Genomic DNA, 19,427 nt, shown 5'->3' on the forward strand with positions numbered 1-19,427 from the left:
CAGCGAACGGAGTCGCTGAGCTACTCAGCGGGTGGAGTTGCTGAGGTGCCTTCGACATCTGGTTTAGCCGGATGCGTGGCGTCGTGCACTTTACGCAAGCGATCGATGGTCACGTGCGTGTAGATCTGAGTCGTATTCAAATTCGCATGACCCAGCAACGTCTGTAAACTTCTTAAGTCCGCGCCGTTCTCAAGCATCAACGTTGCCGTCGTGTGACGAATCACATGGCACGCGCCGCTCTTGTGAATCCCCGCCTGATCCAGATAGTCTCGCACCATCTTCGAAGCTTGACCGGGCAATAACGGCTTGCCCGTGTTGCTCAAGAAGATTCGATCTGTTGGCATTGCCGCTGGCCCCAATCGCTTGCGACCATGACCGGCCAGCAACCAAGGACGCACATCGGCCAAATACTTTTCAAGCCACTGCAAGGCTCGCACACCAATCGGTACCACGCGATCCTTACGCCCCTTGCCCAAGCGGATCATCAACAACCGACGACTGCGATCAATGTCATAAACCCCAAGCGACAGTAGCTCCTGGCGACGAATCGCACTAGAGTAAAAGATCTCCAGTAATGCTCGGTCACGGATGCCAAGCTCGTCTTTCACATCGGGCTGATTGATCAACAGTTCGACCTCGGGCTCCGTTAAGTAATTCATGGGCAAGCGAACTTCCGCTTTGGGCAGTTCCAAACTTACCGCTGGATTGAATGGCAAGTGACCCTTCAAACATAACCACTGCAGCCAGTGCGACAGGGTCGATAGATAGGACGCTTGCGTCGAACTGGCCAAGGGAGCCCCGCTGCGCAGATGGCCTACATGATAAAGGCTGCGTTGATAAGCGGCCACGTGCTCGGCAGTAACCTGTCCGATGTGATCGATGGCACGCGCCTGCAGCCAGTTAATGAAACGCCTTAAGCTTGACTTGCGGCGATCAATGGTCGACTCTGACCAGTTCAATACGCGAAGATCAAGATAGTACGCTTGCAGCAAAGATGGATACAACATGGTTGGAACCTAGAAATAAAAAGTCTGAAATGGGAAACCAGTAACCAATGCCTTAAGCCTGGCCATGGCAGATGCACCTATGGCGACAGGCAGGGGCTCTCGCAATCTGGCTTGAAAGCCAGGAGAGAGGCACTAAGATCAGATCCTAGAAGGCTTTAGATGATGGCTGCTGACCCCTGGAAGTTACCTGGAACTTCCCTGGAAGTCGGGTGTCTACGGGCAACTAGAGAAGTTCGTAGACGTACGTGGCCCCTTGTCGGCCGCGATGAGCTCGCACGTATTCTAACGATACCAAGCGGTCTAAATGCGTCGATACTTGGTAATCACTCCACTGGATCGATTCACGCAGCATGCGTCTTGTGAAACGCACTTCACAGTTGCGGACGCCGTCCCTTTTTGCGATCGATTCCACCAGTTGCTGCAACAACGTCAGACAGTTCTGTGTCTGCGGCGTCAGCTCGTCCATGCTCAGCTTCAAAATGCGTTCGACCAAACGATTGGCTAAATCAATATCGGTCTGAACCACTTCGATGCGTTCGACGCCAGCTTCGTCACAAATCACGGGACGCTGGTGTTGGTGCAATAAAGCTATCGTGCGAATCAATGTGAGGAACTTCTCATGATCGCGGCGATTGCGAGTTCGGCTGCAAGGGAACTGCATCGTCTCGGCCAGTGGGTTATCGACTTCCATCGGACGAATCACCCGCTGGGCATTGCGGTGCAGGCTGCGAATCTGCTGGGTCTGTTCCAATGAGGCTTTACCTGCTCGCGTTTCGAGTTGTCGTTGGCGCTGTTGGATCGCCAGCGTGTGTTGGCTCGATTCGTCCACGGTGAGGACAAAGCATCGATTCACCAGCTCTTCATCCAACTGCATGCGTGTGGAAGTCAGAAACAATTGCACCGGTCCTTCGACTTCATGCGTTTGCATTTGGAAGTTCCCTTGAGCGTTCTTGCCTACGGTCGCATGCGTCAGCTTACCTTCGCTCTGTAGCAGCTTCAAAGCGTACGCTGCTTCGGAGATGCCTTGATCTTCGCTAATAGCCAGTATCTTGTGAGCAATCGAGCCGGCTGGTAGGTAGTACAGCGATTGACTGGTAAGGTTACTTAATCGCAACTGATGTTCGGGTGGCATCAGATGAAGGATCGAGTCCATTAAGGTGGTCTTACCGGCTGCGCTGTTGGACCTCACGAGGATCGCCAGTGGCTTGTCTAGCAAACGACTGGTTGCCGCCAGGTACGCAGCGAGTTTATTGAAGGGCTCGCCCACCATGCCACACTGATCCAGATCGCTAATGATGCGGCTGATCAACTGGGGATCGCTCAGCAAGCCCAGTGCCTGCTGCTGCTCTTGCGGCGATAGCTCGACGGGTTTAGTAATCCCCTTGGCCGCTTCGATCTGGCGATTGCGCAGCTCTTCAATATGGAGTAAGACTTGGCCGAGATCACGCTTGATGGTGTCCTCCTCGCAGTACAACTCCACAGCGGTTGCGCGTTGGAAGCTATTGCGCGATTGAGCTTTCATCAGATCGACCGTGTCGACGTGAATCAAGTCCGCTCGCGCTGCGGTGACGTTGACCTTCAAAGATAAGCTGGATATGTTGCGATCCAGCCCTCGGATGCGATAGCTGCGGTCACCGCGTGTGATCAACACCGATTCAGATTCCACGGTGAAGCTGACGCCGCTGCCCGGCGGAACTTCATTCGTGCTCTTGCTCGTGCTCGTGCTCGTGCTCGTACTCGTGCTCGTACTCGTACTCGTACTCGTACTCGTACTCGACCCATCGCCCGTCACTTCTTGTACAGCCACTGCATCTTGCAACACTTCCTCTTCCTGAAGTCTGACTCCTGAAGCCTGATCCCTGTTCAGATCCCTTCTCTCAAGCTTGCTGCATCCCGTACCAATCACAAGCCGCTGGGGGTTCTTGCTTTTGGCATCCAGCCGCCAGCCTTCGATGCCCGAGATCACGCCAGCTTCATCCCACAGCGGGATCGTCACGTAACCACGCATCGTCTCTCGGCCATTGTCCTTGTAGATCCCCAACTGCGTTAGTCGATTGCGAATCTCTTGGCCCAGCTTCACGCGATTGCTTGGAACTTCACTGCCCAGCGAGCGATCGGAGAAGCCGACTTGGTACTGAGCCGCTTGAGCGATCGAAAGCCCAAACTGTTCCTGCAAGAAAGTTATCAGCGCCGGTCGATCCAGCATCCCTTGCAGACTATCGGCATAGGCTTCGACGGTCGCTTGCCATGGGGCTGTCAGAAAGACCTCTAAGCGTGGAAAGCTATCTTGATAAGTTCGTGATCGTTGAAGCATGAGAGCGGGTCCATCAAGAGTGTTTGTGTGGGCGATAGATGGAATCAAACAGAAGTTCTTCAAAGCAGGCCCCTTCAGCAGAACGGGCCAGCAAGGCCTTGTGCAAGGGCTGATGATGAAGAATCAAAAGAATTCTTTGGAGGCCATCGATCAGCGTCGGCATCATAGTGCAGGTCATGCTCTACAATGCAGCTACATGCGTCGCAGTTATGACGGTACTTTTACTGAATCAGTCAACAAACGTGAGCACCAAGACGATCTCCTGCTCGCTGAATCATCGTTTACCAGGGGAACCAAGCGAGAATGTACTTGCAGCTCTGCGTCACTATGGCAAAGCGTACTTGTACGATGATTCTATTCCACGATATGCGAGACATGCGCTGGACAAGATCCTCGAATGCCGCTCCGGTGCGTATGGCTCCAGTTGGTTCCGCTGCGGCCAGTGTGATTCCAAACGCATTCTGTATTCGCCATGCTCCAATCGTCATTGCCCCAACTGCGGCTGGCTCAAGCGTAAGAAATGGCTCGATACGATCCAGTCCTGGGAGCTAGATACGAAGTACTATCACGTCGTCTTTACCGCGCCGCATGAACTGACCGAGCTATTCGGAGACAATGCGGCTGAGAGCTATAAGCTGTTCTTCCAGTGTGCGCAAAAGACGCTGCTAGAAACCTGCCAAGAAGCTTTCGGTTGCCGTCCTGGGATCTTGATGACCCTGCACACGTGGGGGCAACGGATGCTGCCGCATGTTCACATCCACGTCATGATGACTGCCGGTGGCATTGACCAGGAAAGTCGACAGTGGACAGAGATCCCTTCCGATGCGCCGGCGATCCAGCCCAAGCGTCTGGCGCAGGTCTTTCGAAAGAAGTTCATCCGAGGGCTCAAGAGTCTCTTTCGACGTGGCAAGTTATTACTAAAATCCACTGCTGAGCAATTAGAAGTTCCAGACGCTCAGTCGTTGGCAGAATGGTTAACACCGATCGCGGCCAGGAGCTGGGTCGCAGATGCTCAGCTCACTCCAGATGTACTTGCCACCAAGCGACAATGCGCGGTCTACTTGTCGGAGTACGTGCAAGGCACGGCGATCAGTGACCAGCGGATCGTCAGCGATGACGGACAAAGTGTTACGATCAGCTTGTGGAATTATCGTAAGGAGCAGTACGAGAAAGAATCGATGCCCGGCGGCGAGTTCGTGCGACGCTATCTATGGCATATCGTTCCCAGAAGCGTTTATCGCATCCGTTATGCAGGCTTATTCCAAGCTCAAAACCGCAAAGCAAACATTCAGCAGACACGTGCCGCGCTGAACGCATTTAACCATCCGCGTTCAGATGATGATACGGACGATGATGACGATGTGAATATAGTTCGACATAAGTCATTACTGCAATCGAGCATTAAGGATGCAAGCAAGCTGATCGAAGAGAACCAATCGCCAAGTACCAAAGCAGAAGTCGATGACCATGCGCCGCGATGCCAACAATGCGGAGCGGAGGGCATGAGCTTCCAAGAGTATCGCAGTCCCTGGCATACGCGTGGTGATATGGGAACAGTGTATTACTTGATCAGCTACTTCGCTGTTATCTGGACATCGCTGGACGATCGCGTGCGAGAGGTCTGCACCAAGGCACGCAAGAACATAAAGTTCAAGCAACTGAGTTTCGAAGATGCTCGGCTGCTTCGATCCGAAGCCAATATTTATTCAGCGTTCGATGTGAAGTTATTAACAGATGATGTTCGCGTCATTACTGCTTGCAGCCGCATGAGCTGCATCAATCAATCAGATACTCAACTACCATTACCGGAGATTTAAGTTGAAAGAGTTGCTTAACTCTCCCGGCCAGGAGAGTGGCGAGTCTTGCGAGCCGAGAGGGGGCGTTCGAATCATAGCCCGCTTCGCTAACAAGAATTGCATTATGAGTAACGAGAGCAACTTGCCTTTAATGGCTGAGCAATTCGAAGATCCGTATCAGTCAGAGAAATCCGCATTTAATGGACAATCATCAACACAAATTCTGGCCATTAAGCTGCGTTCTGGCTCGTTCTTGAGCCCTGCAAACAGCTACTGCAAATTAGATTAGTAGCTGGTAATTCTGTAGAGAAAAACATTGAACAACCGCAAAGCTGGGGAGAAGGACCGTCCACAGCTTGCAGCCGTTTTAATCACTCGTTGCTATCTCTTACTTGGTGAACATTGCTTCGGAGGGATCCACACAATTGACGATAAAACAACTACTATCAATATAACTATATATCTGATGCTAACGACTGCGATATGATTCTCATCGCGGAAAATGTTTGTGCTCGTAATATCTGCGGCCCCTTCACTATTTCCAATCCGAAATGGCGGAAAATACTCACCAGAAGAAATATCTGATTGTCGATCCCATGGCACGGTGTAAAAAGAGATCTCTACCCCTCCCGGCGAGAAAAGTAGCCTACTGTCTGGTGGATAATAAAACGCGATGAATACAACTTGCGTAGCCAACAATACAACAAAGTTTAGCAACGAGCAGCACAAATGATTGATCCTAAGGGCTATAGCAATCCATGAAATAGACGTTCTCCAAGTGCACCTAAGTATTGCAATCGCCATACTTAACACGCAAATCGCGAGAGATAAAGCATATCCCCCTGCAGGATGCGCCAGGAAAATCGCTACCCAAGTAATTATGCCAATCGAAAATACTGTTGACATTATCTTTTCGGGTCTCCACTACTTTCTCCTACAAACGAGCAGCTAAAATCCTTACAACATTCCCAGTCAAGATCTATTTTGTATTCGCCTTGTCCTTCGCCCTTATGATAATCCTGTATCCAGCGGTTGCCAGTTTTCGGGTTTTCTTCCCACCCATCTCCTCCCGCTGGGAAATAACAGCAATTTGTCGGATACTTAGAAGGAGGAACGAGTTTATTTGAAAAATCCGGCGGTAGATCGGTTGAACAATAATACCGCAGAGTGACAGAAAGTGTAAAGCTGCCGCAGCCACTAGGGCTACCACCTTGTGCTGGGCTCTCTGTGAAAGGATAGTCGTAGCTCTGATCTTTTGCGAATTTTTGAACTTGCATTGCTTCAGTGCGTCGGGAGGTAAAGCCGCCGCATTCACCACCGTTGCATGGTGCATTCTTGCAAGTTGCCCTGATGAACTTAATCAAATACCCTTCGCAAGGTGCTGAAAATCTGACATAAAAGTCAATGTTTAAATTATCTTGACAATCGCGCTTATGCCGTTCACTGCCTCCATCTCTTGTTTGCACAATTATGCTAGTTCCCAAAGGATCAACATTTTCGAAACCGAAGTACGGGATTGCCAAGTTCCAGCCATCGGCGTAGCCACGGGAATCTCTTCCCAAAAACCTACCACTATGCCCACTCATCCATCTAGCTCGGAAGTAATGCAAACCGACGGTATGATCCCACTCGCGGGAAGTATAGGTGTACCTGTTGTTATAGGCGCTGGTGGCTATGACTGAGACGGATGCGTTGAGCACTGTTGGCTGACCGTAAGCGGTATAAGCGTAGCGCTCTACAACGCCGCCGCTGGAATTGGTCATAGCGTAGATCGAGTACTGTTGGTTGCGATGATAGTACAGGATCGTACCGCCAGTACCGGTCTGTTTGCGCACGACGGGCTCGTCGATGTAGCTGGCGAAGACATAGCGGTACAAGGCGTTGCTCGGTCCTTGACCAATCACGTAATCACACAGCGTTTGTTGACCTGCTTGCACAAAGACCCAAGATCCACTGCTGTGCGAACGTGTAACTCGGCGACCTAGTGCATCATAGGTAAACGTCACATCCGGCGTGCTATCCGCGTTGATATCAGCCGACTTCATACGGTTATCAAAGTCCCAGACCAGATTGAGCGCCATGCTTGCTCCAGTTTCTCGCAAGTTCACCGGAATAGACGTCATGTTCCCCTTCACGTCGGTCGTGACGCTCTGAGCAGATGCCGATCCGATCTTGTTGGTCAACAGCTCGTGCGTTGGACCATGCGTGCGTGTATGCGCTGTACCATTGATCGTCGTGCTGCTCCAGTCACCGACATCGGTTAAGCTCCAGCTTTGCGACAACTGTGATGGAGCCGATGCTCCTGCGCGAGCATAACCGGTCAGGCGATCTTCGTCATCGTAGCTTGTGCCACCGGAGGTAAAGCCCCAGTCGGCCATGGTGCCGCCGATGGTCTCGCTGGTCTTGTTCTTGTTTGCATCCCAGGTGTAGCTCAGATTGCCAATCGCGGTGCCGGTACCACCAAAGGTGATCGAGGTTAGCAGATTGTCGTTGGAATAAGCTCTGGTCTCTGTCACACCATTACCCAGCGTTTCGCCTGTGAGTCTGGTGCCATCGTCGTAAGTCCGAGTGCTGACAGTATTACCATCCAGCTTAAGCAGATTAAGTGCTCCGGTGGCGTGATACGTCCGCTCCTGGATTGAACTATCAGGATAAGTGTATTTAACAAGTTCACCACGCGTGTTGTACTCGGTGCCAATCGTGTAGGTCTGGCCGTTGGTCGTGATCGCTTCGGTCGCTTTGCGACCGACTAGGTCATAAGTATAAGTGACCGTATTACTGTAACGACCAGAGACAGCGGTGAGCATGGCTCCGATACGATTGTAAGTGAACGCATCGCTATCGGCGATCGTGCCCGAGGGCGAGTTCACTTTCGTTCGATAGTCGCGCTGAGTCATTCTTCCAGCCAAGTCATAGTTGAACGTGCAGGTGTCGCCAAGCTGATCTTGCTTACGCAGTAACCTACCGGCATTGTCATAGACGAAGGTCACGATACCGTAGGTGGAATCTCCAGGATTGCCACCACTGTGATCCGGGTAGGTTTCGGTGAGCTTCTCACCGCAGTCACTATAAGTATAACTCGTCGTCTGGCCTTCCGCATCTGTCAAACTGGCTTGTTGGCCCAAAGCGGTAAAAGTAAACGTCGTCGTGGCACTGATGCGATCGGTGGTTTGCTTTCTGCGTCCCCGAGCATCGAAAGTGATAAACGTGTCGTTGTTCTTGGCATCGGTCTGTTTGATGGCATTACCCGCTTTGTCATAAGCAGTCTTGGTCACCGCACTGGCGGTATCGGTCCGCTGAGTATTTCGACCCAGAACATCATAGACCATGTCAGCTCCCACATTATTGGGATCCCGGACGGTGAGCTGATTGCCAGCGGCGTCGTAAGTTATGGTGGTGGCTTTATCCAATTGGTCGAAGCTTTTGAGAGTTCGGCCCGCCGCATCGGTCCAAGTGCGTGTAGCGTAGCCCAGCGCATCGATTGACTTGCTTTCCAGAACGGTGCCGTCCTCTTCCGACCCAGATTTTCGACCCGACTACAAGTCGCGCTTATTGCGTGATCGATAGTCGTATGTTAGCCGAATTGGAACGCCGCTCCGATTTAGATGCTATTTGCGACAGAGTCGGTGACATGCAGGCGGGTCATTCCGTTTCCATTGATCAGGCGAGAACGACGGATAGAGCTTTTCTGGTTGAGCGTTTCGCTCAATGAATTATGGTTTGTCAGAGAAAAAATCACTCAACTGCAAATGTCTGAACATAGTAACTCTGGTAGAGCATCACGGTTCACATGCTGCGAAACTACTGCGCAAAGAAGGCATACTTCCAGCCCAGACGTTAGAGCTTATTGAAGGAAAAGTTGTCAACTTTGCAAAGAATAGATCACGCCTTTTCCGGGGGTTTTCGATATTTTCGGCAGGTTTTTAGCGGATGGGGAGGGATTCGAACCCCCGGTAGGGAAACCCTACTCCGGTTTTCAAGACCGGTGCATTAAACCGCTCTGCCACCCATCCATCGCTGCGCGCGGTCCGCGCAAAAACAGTTCGCGTCAGATTCTACTGCAGCCATAATTTTGTCAATTGTGGTTGCGCCTGCAATCAACACAGGAATTCCGACGAAGTTGGCGGTTTCCAAGCTCCGGCGTCCAATCCTGCCGCCGAGATTCTAGCGTCGTTTTTCTATCGTGACGAGGGGGTTTTGTGTTTGTTTGTGATGCAGCTTGTCAACTAAATGCCCTCCAGCCTTCCCTGGACGTAGCTTTTCGTATCCTCATATTGATCAAAAAACTGCGACACCTTCGCTTCGATCTGCCGACCATCAACACCGCCCAGATGTTGCGACACTGATCCGCCCAAAAACGATGCCGCTAAAGCGCCCATCTGCTGTGATTGTGCCTCCACACTGCCAAGCCAGTCGATGCCATTGAGCACGATCGCATCCAAGCCCATCGCCAGATATGCGGCCGCTTCGTAACCGCCACTCAACGGTGCTTGAAGCACAATCTTTAATTCTTCGCGCCCCACGGCCTTCTTGGCTCGCTGTAACCGAACCAGCAATTCGGTCAAAGAGTCTGCCATCATTTCATAGGCCGGGTGCGTCGGAGCCAGCAGCGATGTTGGAGCAATCGCAGTCACATAGTCAATCGATAGCGTTGATACGATATCAATGTTGGCGATCAATGCTTGGATCGGCAATGCGATTCCCACGGGGACCGATAAGCCCACGCTGTTTCGAAGTATTTGAATGCGCTGTTGCAAACGCGTTGTTTGATCAACATCCATCGGCCAATGCACTCGCAATGAAGCCAATCGGTCATTGGCCGATGCCACATCCGCAGAAATGAGGACCCATTCCACTCCAGCGCAATGTTCCAAGCAACTTGCCCGACAAATCACTTCCGATGCAAACGAGTATACAGGTATGCTCGGTGGCTTCAGTGCACTTAGGGCAGCCTGCGATCGGGGACTTACCACTGCTGGCGGGGGGATGGATTGGTCCAGTTCCGAAGACTCGCTCGCCTCCTGCAGCGTCGACCAATAGGGGCTGCGATCGTTTTGTACGACGCGGCACGAACGCTGCAGCAAAGCTTCGATGAGTAAGGCTTCGATTTGAGGCTGTCGGTTGGTCGCGCGGTACCAAAATGGACTGCCCGCGATGCCCTGCCGACTTGTACGGATAGGCTCGTCTTCCGGGAACCAGTTAGGTTGCGGTAGCTTGCTGATGTTTAACATGGTTTAACGCTTAGATTAGCTCTCCGGCTTTAAGACGCGAAAGTCCTTCGCCTTGGCATCAAAATTCGCTTGTGCAAGAATCAAGCTCAGTCGCAATCGGTCTGGCTCCTTCATGCGTCGCTCCGAAACATGTTTGGCAACCGAGCCCGCTTCGCCAAGCAAATAGATGACACCGCCAGTGGCATTCAGTCCTAAATCGTCGCCACAAGTACCTTGCACAACCAACGCTCCGGCTCGCATTCCATAGCCAGCCTGATGGCCGACAGTTCCCGAAACGCAGAGATCAGCTCCGCCCAGCGACGCACCGCCCCGGTCTGCCACTTTGCCGTGGACGACGATTACGCCGCTTGCCCCTTGCAACCCAGCCAGCGGGCCGACAGAGCCATTCACATGTACAATTCCGCCAGCGATCCCCATGGCGAGTGCATAGCCCGCATCGCCGTAGACCGTGACGTCGGTCTGGTCATGATAAGCCAGGGCGTAGTCGCCGACGCTGCCTTGAATGACAAGTTTCCCAGGATGGTTCAAAGCGGGAAACAAGCAGTCGACCACACGCGGCAAAGTGATCTGTACGCCCTCCTCGCCGCTCAGCTCTTGGTACAGCAGCGAACGCCACTCCGGACCGTCGGGAGCTGCGATCAATTGCTTCGTGTTTTCGTGCAAAGTTGTCATGGAATCGATGATAGCTGCCGCGGCGGATTGACGAAAGCTTGCGAATGTTGAATTACTGCTATTCTTACCGGCACGCAACGACGAACTGACGGTTGTATGGGGCCGGCCAAGTCTGCCTGCAATATGAAAATGCTGGCAAAAGAAAGTTTTCCAAAACTTCGAACTTTGAGTAGAGCTGCTCTGGTTCAGCGCCGAGGCGGTTGCCTAGACTCCGGCTCCGCAGCGGGCAAGGATGTCGCTCGCAGAGATTCGCTGCACTGAAGAAGCAGCGTGCCAACAACCAAAGCGAATAGATCTGCATGGACGCTCGATCTCTTTTGCTGCTGATTGCAGCAGCGTGGATGAGTCTGCAAACAACTGCCCCGTTGCTCTATGGTCAACTGCCGCCGGGAGCTTCCATGCCCAATGGACGGCAGATTGGTGCGGCTCGGGCCAGGGCCGAATCGGATAACTTTATTGTGTTCGCGGCCAATCAAGCGATGGCCGATCAAACCGTCGCCGCGGCGGAGTCCTATCGTGCCGAATTAGCCTCGCATTGGCTGGGACGCGTGCTGCCGAACTGGTCGTCCAAATGCCCTATCGTCGTGGTCGCTGGCGATAACCTGGGCGCAGGCGGAGAAACTACTTTCACATTATCCAATCGTGCGATCGTCCGCTGGCAGATGCGTGTGCAAGGCAGTTTCACTCGCATTGTTGACAGCGTCCTGCCCCATGAGATCACACACACTGTACTGGCTTCTCATTTCGCTCAATGGGACAAAACGGTTCCGCGCTGGGCCGATGAAGGAGCGTCGACAACCGTTGAGCATATGGAGGAACGTGGAAAGAACGATCGCATGTTGACTCAGTTTTTGACCAGCGGTCGCGGCATCCCATTCGCCACCTTGTTTGCGCTAAAGGAGTATCCTTCCGACATACTGCCGTTGTACGCGCAAGGATACAGCCTGTCGATGTTCCTGATTGGACAAGGCGGTCCGCGCAAGTTCGTTCAGTTCTTGGAGCAAGGGGTGCAAACCGAGGACTGGGTCAGTGCTCTGCACGATCATTATGGCTATGAAAAGTTAGGTCGATTGCAGACCGCTTGGAACCAATGGGTCGCCGATGGAGGAGGACCTGTGGAGCAGTACACGGCGATTGCTATGAATGGATCCGGTGTTGTCCTGGCATCGGCCACGACACCAGCTTCGCAAAGCAACGTGGCCACCAACGCGAACCCTGGCGGATGGACAGCAGTAAGCAATTCGTCAGGAAGCCCAGTTGCAAGAACAGCTTCGTCGAGTAAAGACCAAAGCAAAGTGCCGCAAGGAAGACTGGCCGTGGGACGAGCCCCAAGTGTGCTGCAAGCCAATGTTCCTGCAGCAGCAACCGCTCCCGCAGTCGCTTCGGCATCAGGTGGATCGCTGACCATGAGCGATGGATTTGAGCCTGTTGGTACGAGTTCTGCGCCAGTCGCAGCAGTTCAGCCACCGGCCGCTCGTGTCGCTGGCGGACTGGAGCCATCCAACCCGGGTTACAATTTTCAGCCCATCAGTCCGACGGCCGATTACTCTCGAGCCTTGCCACAAGAGTACCAAGGGATCGGTAGTTCTCCGGCGGCCATTCAATTTGGACCTGCTGAGCCGTTGATTCGCTAACGCAGAATTGGAATTCCGATCACGAAGCAAAACAAGGTCGGTCGTAGCCGAGGCTTGAGCTATTGGATTAATAAGCGATCGTTGTTGTCGGATCTTGCGCCGACGGCCGCTGACAGACGGGCATTCGCTATTGAGCTCGTTGGGGAGGTTGGGCGAAAACGTGAATGGGCAAAAAGATGAATGGACAGAAAGATGAAGGCATCTTTATCAGCTCGCCGTGCCAGATGATGGCAAGCGCTAGGCAGTAGAAATGAGGTTACTCGGATTCTTTATTGCGATTGCGGCAACCGCTATGACACTACAAGCTTTGAAAGCTTTCTTGTGTTACAGGCGAGCATGCCTTGCGCCCAAGTTTGAAGGTCAGATAGTCGACTATTGCATTGACGATATGTCGGAGGGTTTTGGCTACCGGCCCATCGTCCGTTACAAATGCGGAGACAATGAAGTAGTATTTCAGTCAACGCTTTCCTACGATGACAAATCGCAGTTGATTGGGACTAAGGTTCTTGTATTCCAGATCGGCGGAAGCCAAGGAGCGGAGATTGGCGATTTAGCAAGATTGAAGTTAAATTATCGACAAACTTTGTTCGCAAGCATCTTGGGTTATTTGGTTTCGCTTTTTCTGATTCTGTTTTAGGATGACGCAGTAGTCTCTTTGATCGTTAGACGTAATTGCGTACACACTTATTCACGAAGTCTGGAAGTTCGTGAAGCAATGTGGAATCTTTAAACGCCATGCAGTTGACGTCGAAAGACAAAGTAGACGGCTCCCAAGATGCACAGACATGCCCAGACGTAGTCCCAACTGAACTTTTCCTTCAATAGCAGTACCGCGACAGGCACAAAGACCGTCAAGCTGATGACTTCTTGCAAGATCTTCAATTGTCCCAGCGACATTACCGTATGTCCCACACGGTTGGCTGGAACTTGTAGCAGATACTCAAACAGCGCAATGCCCCAACTGACCAAAGCTGCGATGACCCAAGTCTGCTGATGGAGACTTTTCAGGTGTCCGTACCAAGCAATCGTCATAAAGAAATTGCTCAGGACGAGTAGAAAAGTGGTCACAACAAACGGATTGCTGAACATAGGAATTCTGTGGAAAGTGGTTGGTCGGCATCGCCCGAGAAATGGAAAACGCACTATAATCGAGGCTTCACTCGATTTGCAATCTGACTTCCTTCCTGCGACGACGGGAAGCCAACGTTTGCTCGCGGTTGTTTCCTGGGCCTAGAAAAGATCAATGGATAAACTTCAGATCAGTTTTGAGTATCCAGCTTATCTGCTGCTGTTGTTCGTCATTCCGCTGATAGTCTGGATTGGCCGCCGATCACTTTCGGGCTTGGGGCCTTGGCGATCGGCGATGGCTACCATTTTGCGATCGACTGTTTGCACCTTGATCGTTTTTGCAATTGCAGGTTTACAATGGGTTTGGACCAGCGACAAAACGACGGTCATCTACTTGTTGGATCAAAGCGATTCGATTCCACCGCTGAAACGGCAGTTGATGCTTGACTACGCGATTGCGAGTGTAAAGACCCATCGCAACGCGACGCGGAATGATCAAGCGGGCTTGATCATATTTGGACGTGAAGCGGCCATCGAGTTTCCGCCGCTGGACGAGAACTTACCAGACATCGATCGCCCCGAAAGCTTTTTTGGTGACGCGGATGCCACCAATTTGGAGGCGGCACTGAAGTTGGCTCAAGCGAGCTTTCCTGAGAATACTGCTCGGCGTATTGTCGTACTGACCGACGGCAATGAGACATTGGGCAATGCCGCTCCTACAGCGAAATCGCTGGCCGACAGCGGTGTCGGCATTGACGTTGTTCCAGTGCAGTTGGACAGCCAAGCGGAAGTGTTGGTCGAAAAGATTGATATTCCTGGAAATGTGCGGCAAGGCCAACCCGTGGAAGCTCGTGTCGTGCTGGAACGTTACAGCGAAACCAATGAAACCGTCAAAGGTCGCCTGCGCGTCGTACAGAGTGTGGGCCGTAGCCAACAAGTCTTGACCGACCAAGAAATCGAATTGGATCGCGACATCAACATCATTTCGCTGCCGCATGTAATCGACCAGCCAGCGGGCTACAGTTACGAAGCGGTCTTTATTCCGGATGATCGATCGAGCGATGCGATTTCGCAGAACAATTCAGCGACAGCGTTCACTTATGTGCAAGGCAAAGGCCGGGTACTGGTCATCGAAGATGTTTCCAAGCTCGGCGACTATGACAGTTTTATCGATGCCCTGCGCCGCAGCAATATCGAAGTCGACGTTCGCGACACTTCGAATCTATTTACCAATTTGATTGAACTGCAAGCTTACGATGCGGTGGTGTTAGCTGGAACGCCGCGGACGTCGGGCGAAGCCGCTTCGGATGTGCAATCGTTCTCCGATGCGCAAGTTGACATGCTGGTGCAAAGCGTCCAGCAATTTGGAATCGGTCTGTTGATGTTGGGTGGCACCGAAGCGTTTGGAGCGGGCGGTTGGGCAAATTCCAAGCTGGAAGAAGCGATGCCTGTCGACTTTCAGATCAAAAACCGCAAGGTCGAAGCGGTCGGAGCGTTGGCCATGGTCATGCACGCCTCGGAGATTGCCTCGGGGAACTACTGGCAAAAGCTGATTGGGCGCGCGGCCCTCGATTCGCTTGGCCCGTTGGACTACTGCGGTGTAGTCCAGTACGACGCGCTGGGCGATAAATGGTTGTGGGGGGGGCGTACTGGAATGCTGCCCGTCGGTGAAAACAAACAAGCAATGTTGGCGAGGCTCAATATGATGTCGCCAGGTGACATGCCCGACTTTCAACCGGGCATGCAGTTGGCCTTTAACGGCTTGAGCGCAACTCCGGCTTCGATGAAACACATGATTATCATCAGCGATGGTGATCCCAGCCCACCGACCAATGCGATCTTGAATAACTTTGCTTCGGCAGGCATCAAGATTTCGACGGTGGCGGTGGGGGCTCATGGACCAGCAGGCCATCAAACTTTGCAAAAGATTGCGACGACGACTGGTGGAAACTATTATGTGGTCACCAACGCTCGTGCGCTGCCAAAGATCTTTATGCGTGAAGCGAGGCGCGTTTCGCGGTCCCAGTTGTTCGAAGATCCAGCAGGCATCGGTGTGCAAGTGGTCGCGGGGCACGAAGCGCTGACAGGGATCTCGCGTGAACTGCCAAACCTATCGGGCTATGTGCTGACACAGTTGAAGGACAGTCCGCTGGTTGAGCGGCCGATTCAAGCCAGCAAGCCGGGCGAAGATGACGTGTCGACAATTCTGGCCACATGGACTTATGGGCTTGGTCGCACGGCTGTGTACACTTCGGATACGGGTCGGAGATGGGCAGCCGATTGGACTCGTTGGCCGCAGTTCGATCAATTCTATAGCCAGCTCGTGCGCTGGATGATGCGGCCCACCAAAGAAGACGCCAACTACTCTATCTTTACTACGTATCGCGACGGTCGTATTGAGGTTGTTGTCAATGCAACCGATGCCGATGATCGCTATGTAAACTTTTTGGAGATGGCTGGGGCTGCCGTCGGGCCAGATCTAAAACCTTTCTCGATAAAGCTAAGCCAGCAGAGCGCCGGGCGATACGTGGGCTCCATCCCAGCCGACCAAGCTGGCTCGTATGTGTTAAGCATCGTGCCGGGGGCTGGGCAAGCTCCGTTGACGACCGGCGTCTCGGTGCCATTTTCCGCAGAGTATCGAATTCGCCAGACCAATACGCGTTTGTTGCAGCAGCTCAGCCAGCTTCAACCGGTCGGCGGGAAGTCAGGTGCCATGACGGCTCCGCTGGAAGAAGCTCAATTTGATACCTTGGTAAGCTTGAACAGTTTTCGCTCGGGCGTGCCTGCCGCTAGATCACTGCAAGACATCTGGCCTTGGGCCGTCCTGTTGGGTTCGACGCTCTTTTTTGCTGATTGCTTTGTGCGCCGCGTTTCCATCGATTTGACCGCCCCGCTCAAAGCGATGCGTCGTCGCCAAGAGAAGCAAGCGGCAGCCGACGCCGCTGCCGCCAATCGGCTGGAACGCCTGCGTTCGACAAAATCGGATGCCAAGGATGCCACAAGTATGGCAGTCGATTCAGGGGCAGCGACCGCCAATCGCACTTTTGAGAGCGCCGCCGATGCGCCCGCTGACACTGTAGCGGGCGAATTCGGGACTGCGGCGGATACGTCCAGCAAATCGACCGCCAAGAAAGAATCGCAACCAAAGCTGTCTGGAGATCCCGAGGAAGGGCTTTCCTACACCGAACGTTTGTTGCGAGCCAAGAAAACCGGCAAGAACGACTCGTCCAGCTAAGAACGTGTTTTAAAATGAGGCTGACCTTTATTTGGAGCAAAACCTGATTTTAGGGGAGCCAAATCGCGGAAATGGAAAGAAAACGCTGATATTGTGCCCCTAGCCTTGATTCAATAGGTTTTTGCAGGGACAATTGAACGTACTGTACGCTCTATCGACGTTAACTGGCAGTGCTTGGTTTTATTCTCCACATGTTCGAAAGAACCTTGAGTTATGCTTAAGCGAAACAATCGACTGGACGACCAACGCCTAGACGACGAGCGGCTAGAAGTGCGGCTTGACGACGAACTGGCTGGCAATCCCGATTGGGAAGCGGTCGTCGCTGAAGCTGCAGACGACGAATTGGACGTTGCGGATGAGCAGCCCGCGGTCTTTTTTGACCGAGATAGCATCGCTTTTTTTGCCAGCCTGCTCAGCCACGTCGGTTTGATTCTGGCGTTTGCTGCGATTCCAATCATACGCGAAATCGCACAGCCGGAGCTGGTGATTCGATCCGTGCCGACAGAAGAAACCATCGAAGAGTTCGAGGTGATCAGCGAAATTGTTTACAGCGAAGATCCGTCGACCAAAATCGGGGCCAATTCCGTAGGGCAATCCGAAGTCGCACTCAGTGCTGCTCCCATCTTGGCCGAAGTGAGCGAGATTGTTACGCCGGATTTGACTCCTTCGCCAATTTCCAACATCGATTTGTCGCTGAATATCCAGCAAGCTGTCGCACTCACGGAATCGACCAAAGCCGTACGCGGGATGACTGGCTATGGTGTGTCTGGAACGGATGGGGCTGTTGATCGCATCACATACGAAATTATCAAGTCGATTGAAGAACGTCCGACGTTAGTCGTTTGGCTGTTCGACGCTTCGGTTTCGCTAACCAAACGCCGCGATGAAATCCGGGACCGATTCGATAAAATTTACGAAGAGATTGGACTGGTAACCGACCAGCGAATTCAGCAAGGGCGGATTGGTGCTCAAGATCCGTTGTTGACCAGTGTCTTTTCATTCGGGAATACCGTTAACCTGTTGCTTGACAAACCCACTTCCGACCTCAGCCAAATTCGCAACGCTATCGACAACATCGAAGTGGACTACAGTGGTGTAGAGATGGTGTTTTCTGCGGTCCACATGGCGGCTGACAAATTTAAGCGTTTGCGGATCGATCGTGGCAGTGGTCCAGAACGGAACGTCCTGCTGATCGCGGTTACCGACGAACGTGGCGACGATACGCAAGGCATGGACCAGACGATTGCTTTGTGCCGTCGCTATGCCATCCCCGTGCATATCATGGGTGTTCCAGCACCATTTGGTCGAGCGTTTACGTATATCAAGTATGTCGACCCAGATCCAAAGTATGATCAGTCGCCGCAGTGGGCTCAAATTGACCAAGGGCCTGAGACCTTCATGCCTGAGCGAGTTCAGATCGGCTACAAGGATAACTTTTTTGAAGAACCAATCATCGACTCTGGCTTTGGGCCCTACGCTCTGTCGCGACTGTGTTACGAAACCGGTGGCATCTTCTTCACGATCCATCCAAATCGCAATTATGATCGCGATGTGGGGCGTGGTGCGACAGAGGCGTTTTCCGCGCATCTGCAACGTTTCTTTGATCCTAACGTCATGGAACGCTATCGCCCTGATTATTTGTCGGCCGCCGAGTACGAGCAGATGCTGCGCAAAAGTCCGTTGCGATCCGCTCTGGTGCAAGCATCTCAACTGGCGCGAACCGGCGTCCTGGAGCAACCACGGCTGCGCTTCGTTAAACGCGATGAAGCGGCCTTCGTTAGCGAACTTACGACTGCCCAGCAGGCGGCTGCCAGGCTCGATCCCGGTTTGACGATGTTGTGTCAAATATTGAACCAAGGCGAATCGGGGCGTAAATCGGAACTTTCAGGGCGTTGGTTGGCAAGTTTCGATCTATCATTCGCCACGGCCAATGCCGAACGAATTCGTAATGAAACATACAACCAAATGCTTGGCAAAGCGAAACGAGGCATGAACTTCGCCGATGCCAAGAACAACACTTGGACTTTGGTTCCAAGCAAAGAGATTTCGGTCAACAGTCGCCTGCAAAAAGAAGCTGACGACATTACGGCCACTTTCGAGCGAATCGTGAACGAACACCAGGGCACGCCTTGGGCTTACCTTGCGCGGCGCATCTCGAATTAGAGCGTCCCATCGGTTGGGAGTGGAAAGAGTCCTACACCGATTTGAATCCGCCGCGGCCTCGCCCTAACAACCCCAACAACAATAACAATATTCCTGCGCCGCAGGACGATCAAGCGCGCATGTTGGCACCGCCACCTCCAACGCGTCCGATTCCGAAACTCTAGTTCGACCGTCGTTGGATTCGCCCTCCTTCTGGGCACGGGCTTCCAGCGTTTAACCGCATGGCCAACGGACCGCGTCATTACCCCGGGGCACAACCAGACGTGGGACGATGCCCAACGCGGTTGAACGATACGCTGCCACGCCC

Annotated in this window: 12 protein-coding genes and 1 tRNA gene; 6 read left to right on the forward strand and 7 right to left on the reverse strand. The window is 52.8% G+C overall.

Annotation, left to right across the window (positions count from 1 at the left end):
* Positions 1–20: 20 nt before the first annotated feature.
* The gene (locus tag SH302x_RS10180; protein ID WP_479364653.1) at positions 21–1,007 is read right to left on the reverse strand and encodes a tyrosine-type recombinase/integrase; all 987 of its coding nucleotides are present in this window, start codon (positions 1,005–1,007) and stop codon (positions 21–23) included.
* Positions 1,008–1,230: 223 nt separating this feature from the next.
* Entirely contained in the window at positions 1,231–3,321 is a 2,091-nt protein-coding gene (locus tag SH302x_RS10185) for an MTBMA_p00010-related P-loop-containing protein (RefSeq protein ID WP_479364652.1), read from the reverse strand.
* Between the two features lie 209 nt (positions 3,322–3,530).
* Here SH302x_RS10185 and SH302x_RS10190 point away from each other — a divergent pair, with 209 nt between their 5' ends.
* Together SH302x_RS10190 and SH302x_RS10195 are read left to right on the forward strand one after the other, a co-directional pair.
* Positions 3,531–5,138 carry an IS91 family transposase gene (locus SH302x_RS10190; RefSeq protein ID WP_479364651.1) on the forward strand — a complete coding sequence of 536 codons (1,608 nt, stop codon included), beginning with the start codon at positions 3,531–3,533 and terminating at the stop codon, positions 5,136–5,138.
* A 103-nt stretch (positions 5,139–5,241) separates the two neighbouring features.
* Positions 5,242–5,406: a hypothetical protein gene (locus tag SH302x_RS10195; RefSeq protein WP_479364650.1), complete on the forward strand. Its 165-nt coding sequence runs from the start codon at positions 5,242–5,244 to the stop codon at positions 5,404–5,406.
* A gap of 616 nt (positions 5,407–6,022) precedes the next feature.
* Here the strand turns inward: SH302x_RS10195 and SH302x_RS10200 are convergent.
* The 4 genes from SH302x_RS10200 to SH302x_RS10215 form a co-directional block, all read right to left on the reverse strand.
* Positions 6,023–8,527, reverse strand: coding sequence for an RHS repeat-associated core domain-containing protein (locus SH302x_RS10200; RefSeq protein ID WP_479368611.1), 2,505 nt, complete (start codon positions 8,525–8,527; stop codon positions 6,023–6,025).
* Positions 8,528–9,044: 517 nt separating this feature from the next.
* Positions 9,045–9,130 (reverse strand) — tRNA-Ser (locus SH302x_RS10205).
* A 213-nt stretch (positions 9,131–9,343) separates the two neighbouring features.
* Positions 9,344–10,348, reverse strand: coding sequence for a hypothetical protein (locus SH302x_RS10210; protein WP_479368612.1), 1,005 nt, complete (start codon positions 10,346–10,348; stop codon positions 9,344–9,346).
* 15 nt (positions 10,349–10,363) lie between these two features.
* The gene (locus SH302x_RS10215; protein WP_479368613.1) at positions 10,364–11,020 is read right to left on the reverse strand and encodes a hypothetical protein; all 657 of its coding nucleotides are present in this window, start codon (positions 11,018–11,020) and stop codon (positions 10,364–10,366) included.
* 299 nt (positions 11,021–11,319) lie between these two features.
* Here SH302x_RS10215 and SH302x_RS10220 point away from each other — a divergent pair, with 299 nt between their 5' ends.
* Together SH302x_RS10220 and SH302x_RS10225 are read left to right on the forward strand one after the other, a co-directional pair.
* Positions 11,320–12,654, forward strand: a complete 1,335-nt coding sequence (locus tag SH302x_RS10220; RefSeq protein ID WP_479368614.1) for a gluzincin family metallopeptidase — start codon at positions 11,320–11,322, stop codon at positions 12,652–12,654.
* A gap of 250 nt (positions 12,655–12,904) precedes the next feature.
* On the forward strand, positions 12,905–13,291 hold the full coding sequence (locus tag SH302x_RS10225) for a hypothetical protein (protein ID WP_479368615.1): 387 nt from the start codon (positions 12,905–12,907) through the stop codon (positions 13,289–13,291).
* A gap of 89 nt (positions 13,292–13,380) precedes the next feature.
* Here SH302x_RS10225 and SH302x_RS10230 read toward each other — a convergent pair whose 3' ends face one another.
* The gene (locus SH302x_RS10230; protein WP_479368616.1) at positions 13,381–13,743 is read right to left on the reverse strand and encodes a DMT family protein; all 363 of its coding nucleotides are present in this window, start codon (positions 13,741–13,743) and stop codon (positions 13,381–13,383) included.
* A gap of 154 nt (positions 13,744–13,897) precedes the next feature.
* Here SH302x_RS10230 and SH302x_RS10235 point away from each other — a divergent pair, with 154 nt between their 5' ends.
* The gene (locus SH302x_RS10235; RefSeq protein WP_479368617.1) at positions 13,898–16,957 is read left to right on the forward strand and encodes a VWA domain-containing protein; all 3,060 of its coding nucleotides are present in this window, start codon (positions 13,898–13,900) and stop codon (positions 16,955–16,957) included.
* Positions 16,958–17,170: 213 nt separating this feature from the next.
* The gene (locus tag SH302x_RS10240) at positions 17,171–19,120 is read left to right on the forward strand and encodes a vWA domain-containing protein (RefSeq protein WP_479368618.1); all 1,950 of its coding nucleotides are present in this window, start codon (positions 17,171–17,173) and stop codon (positions 19,118–19,120) included.
* Positions 19,121–19,427: the final 307 nt, after the last annotated feature.

The organism is Njordella calcicola (assembly GCF_056494125.1).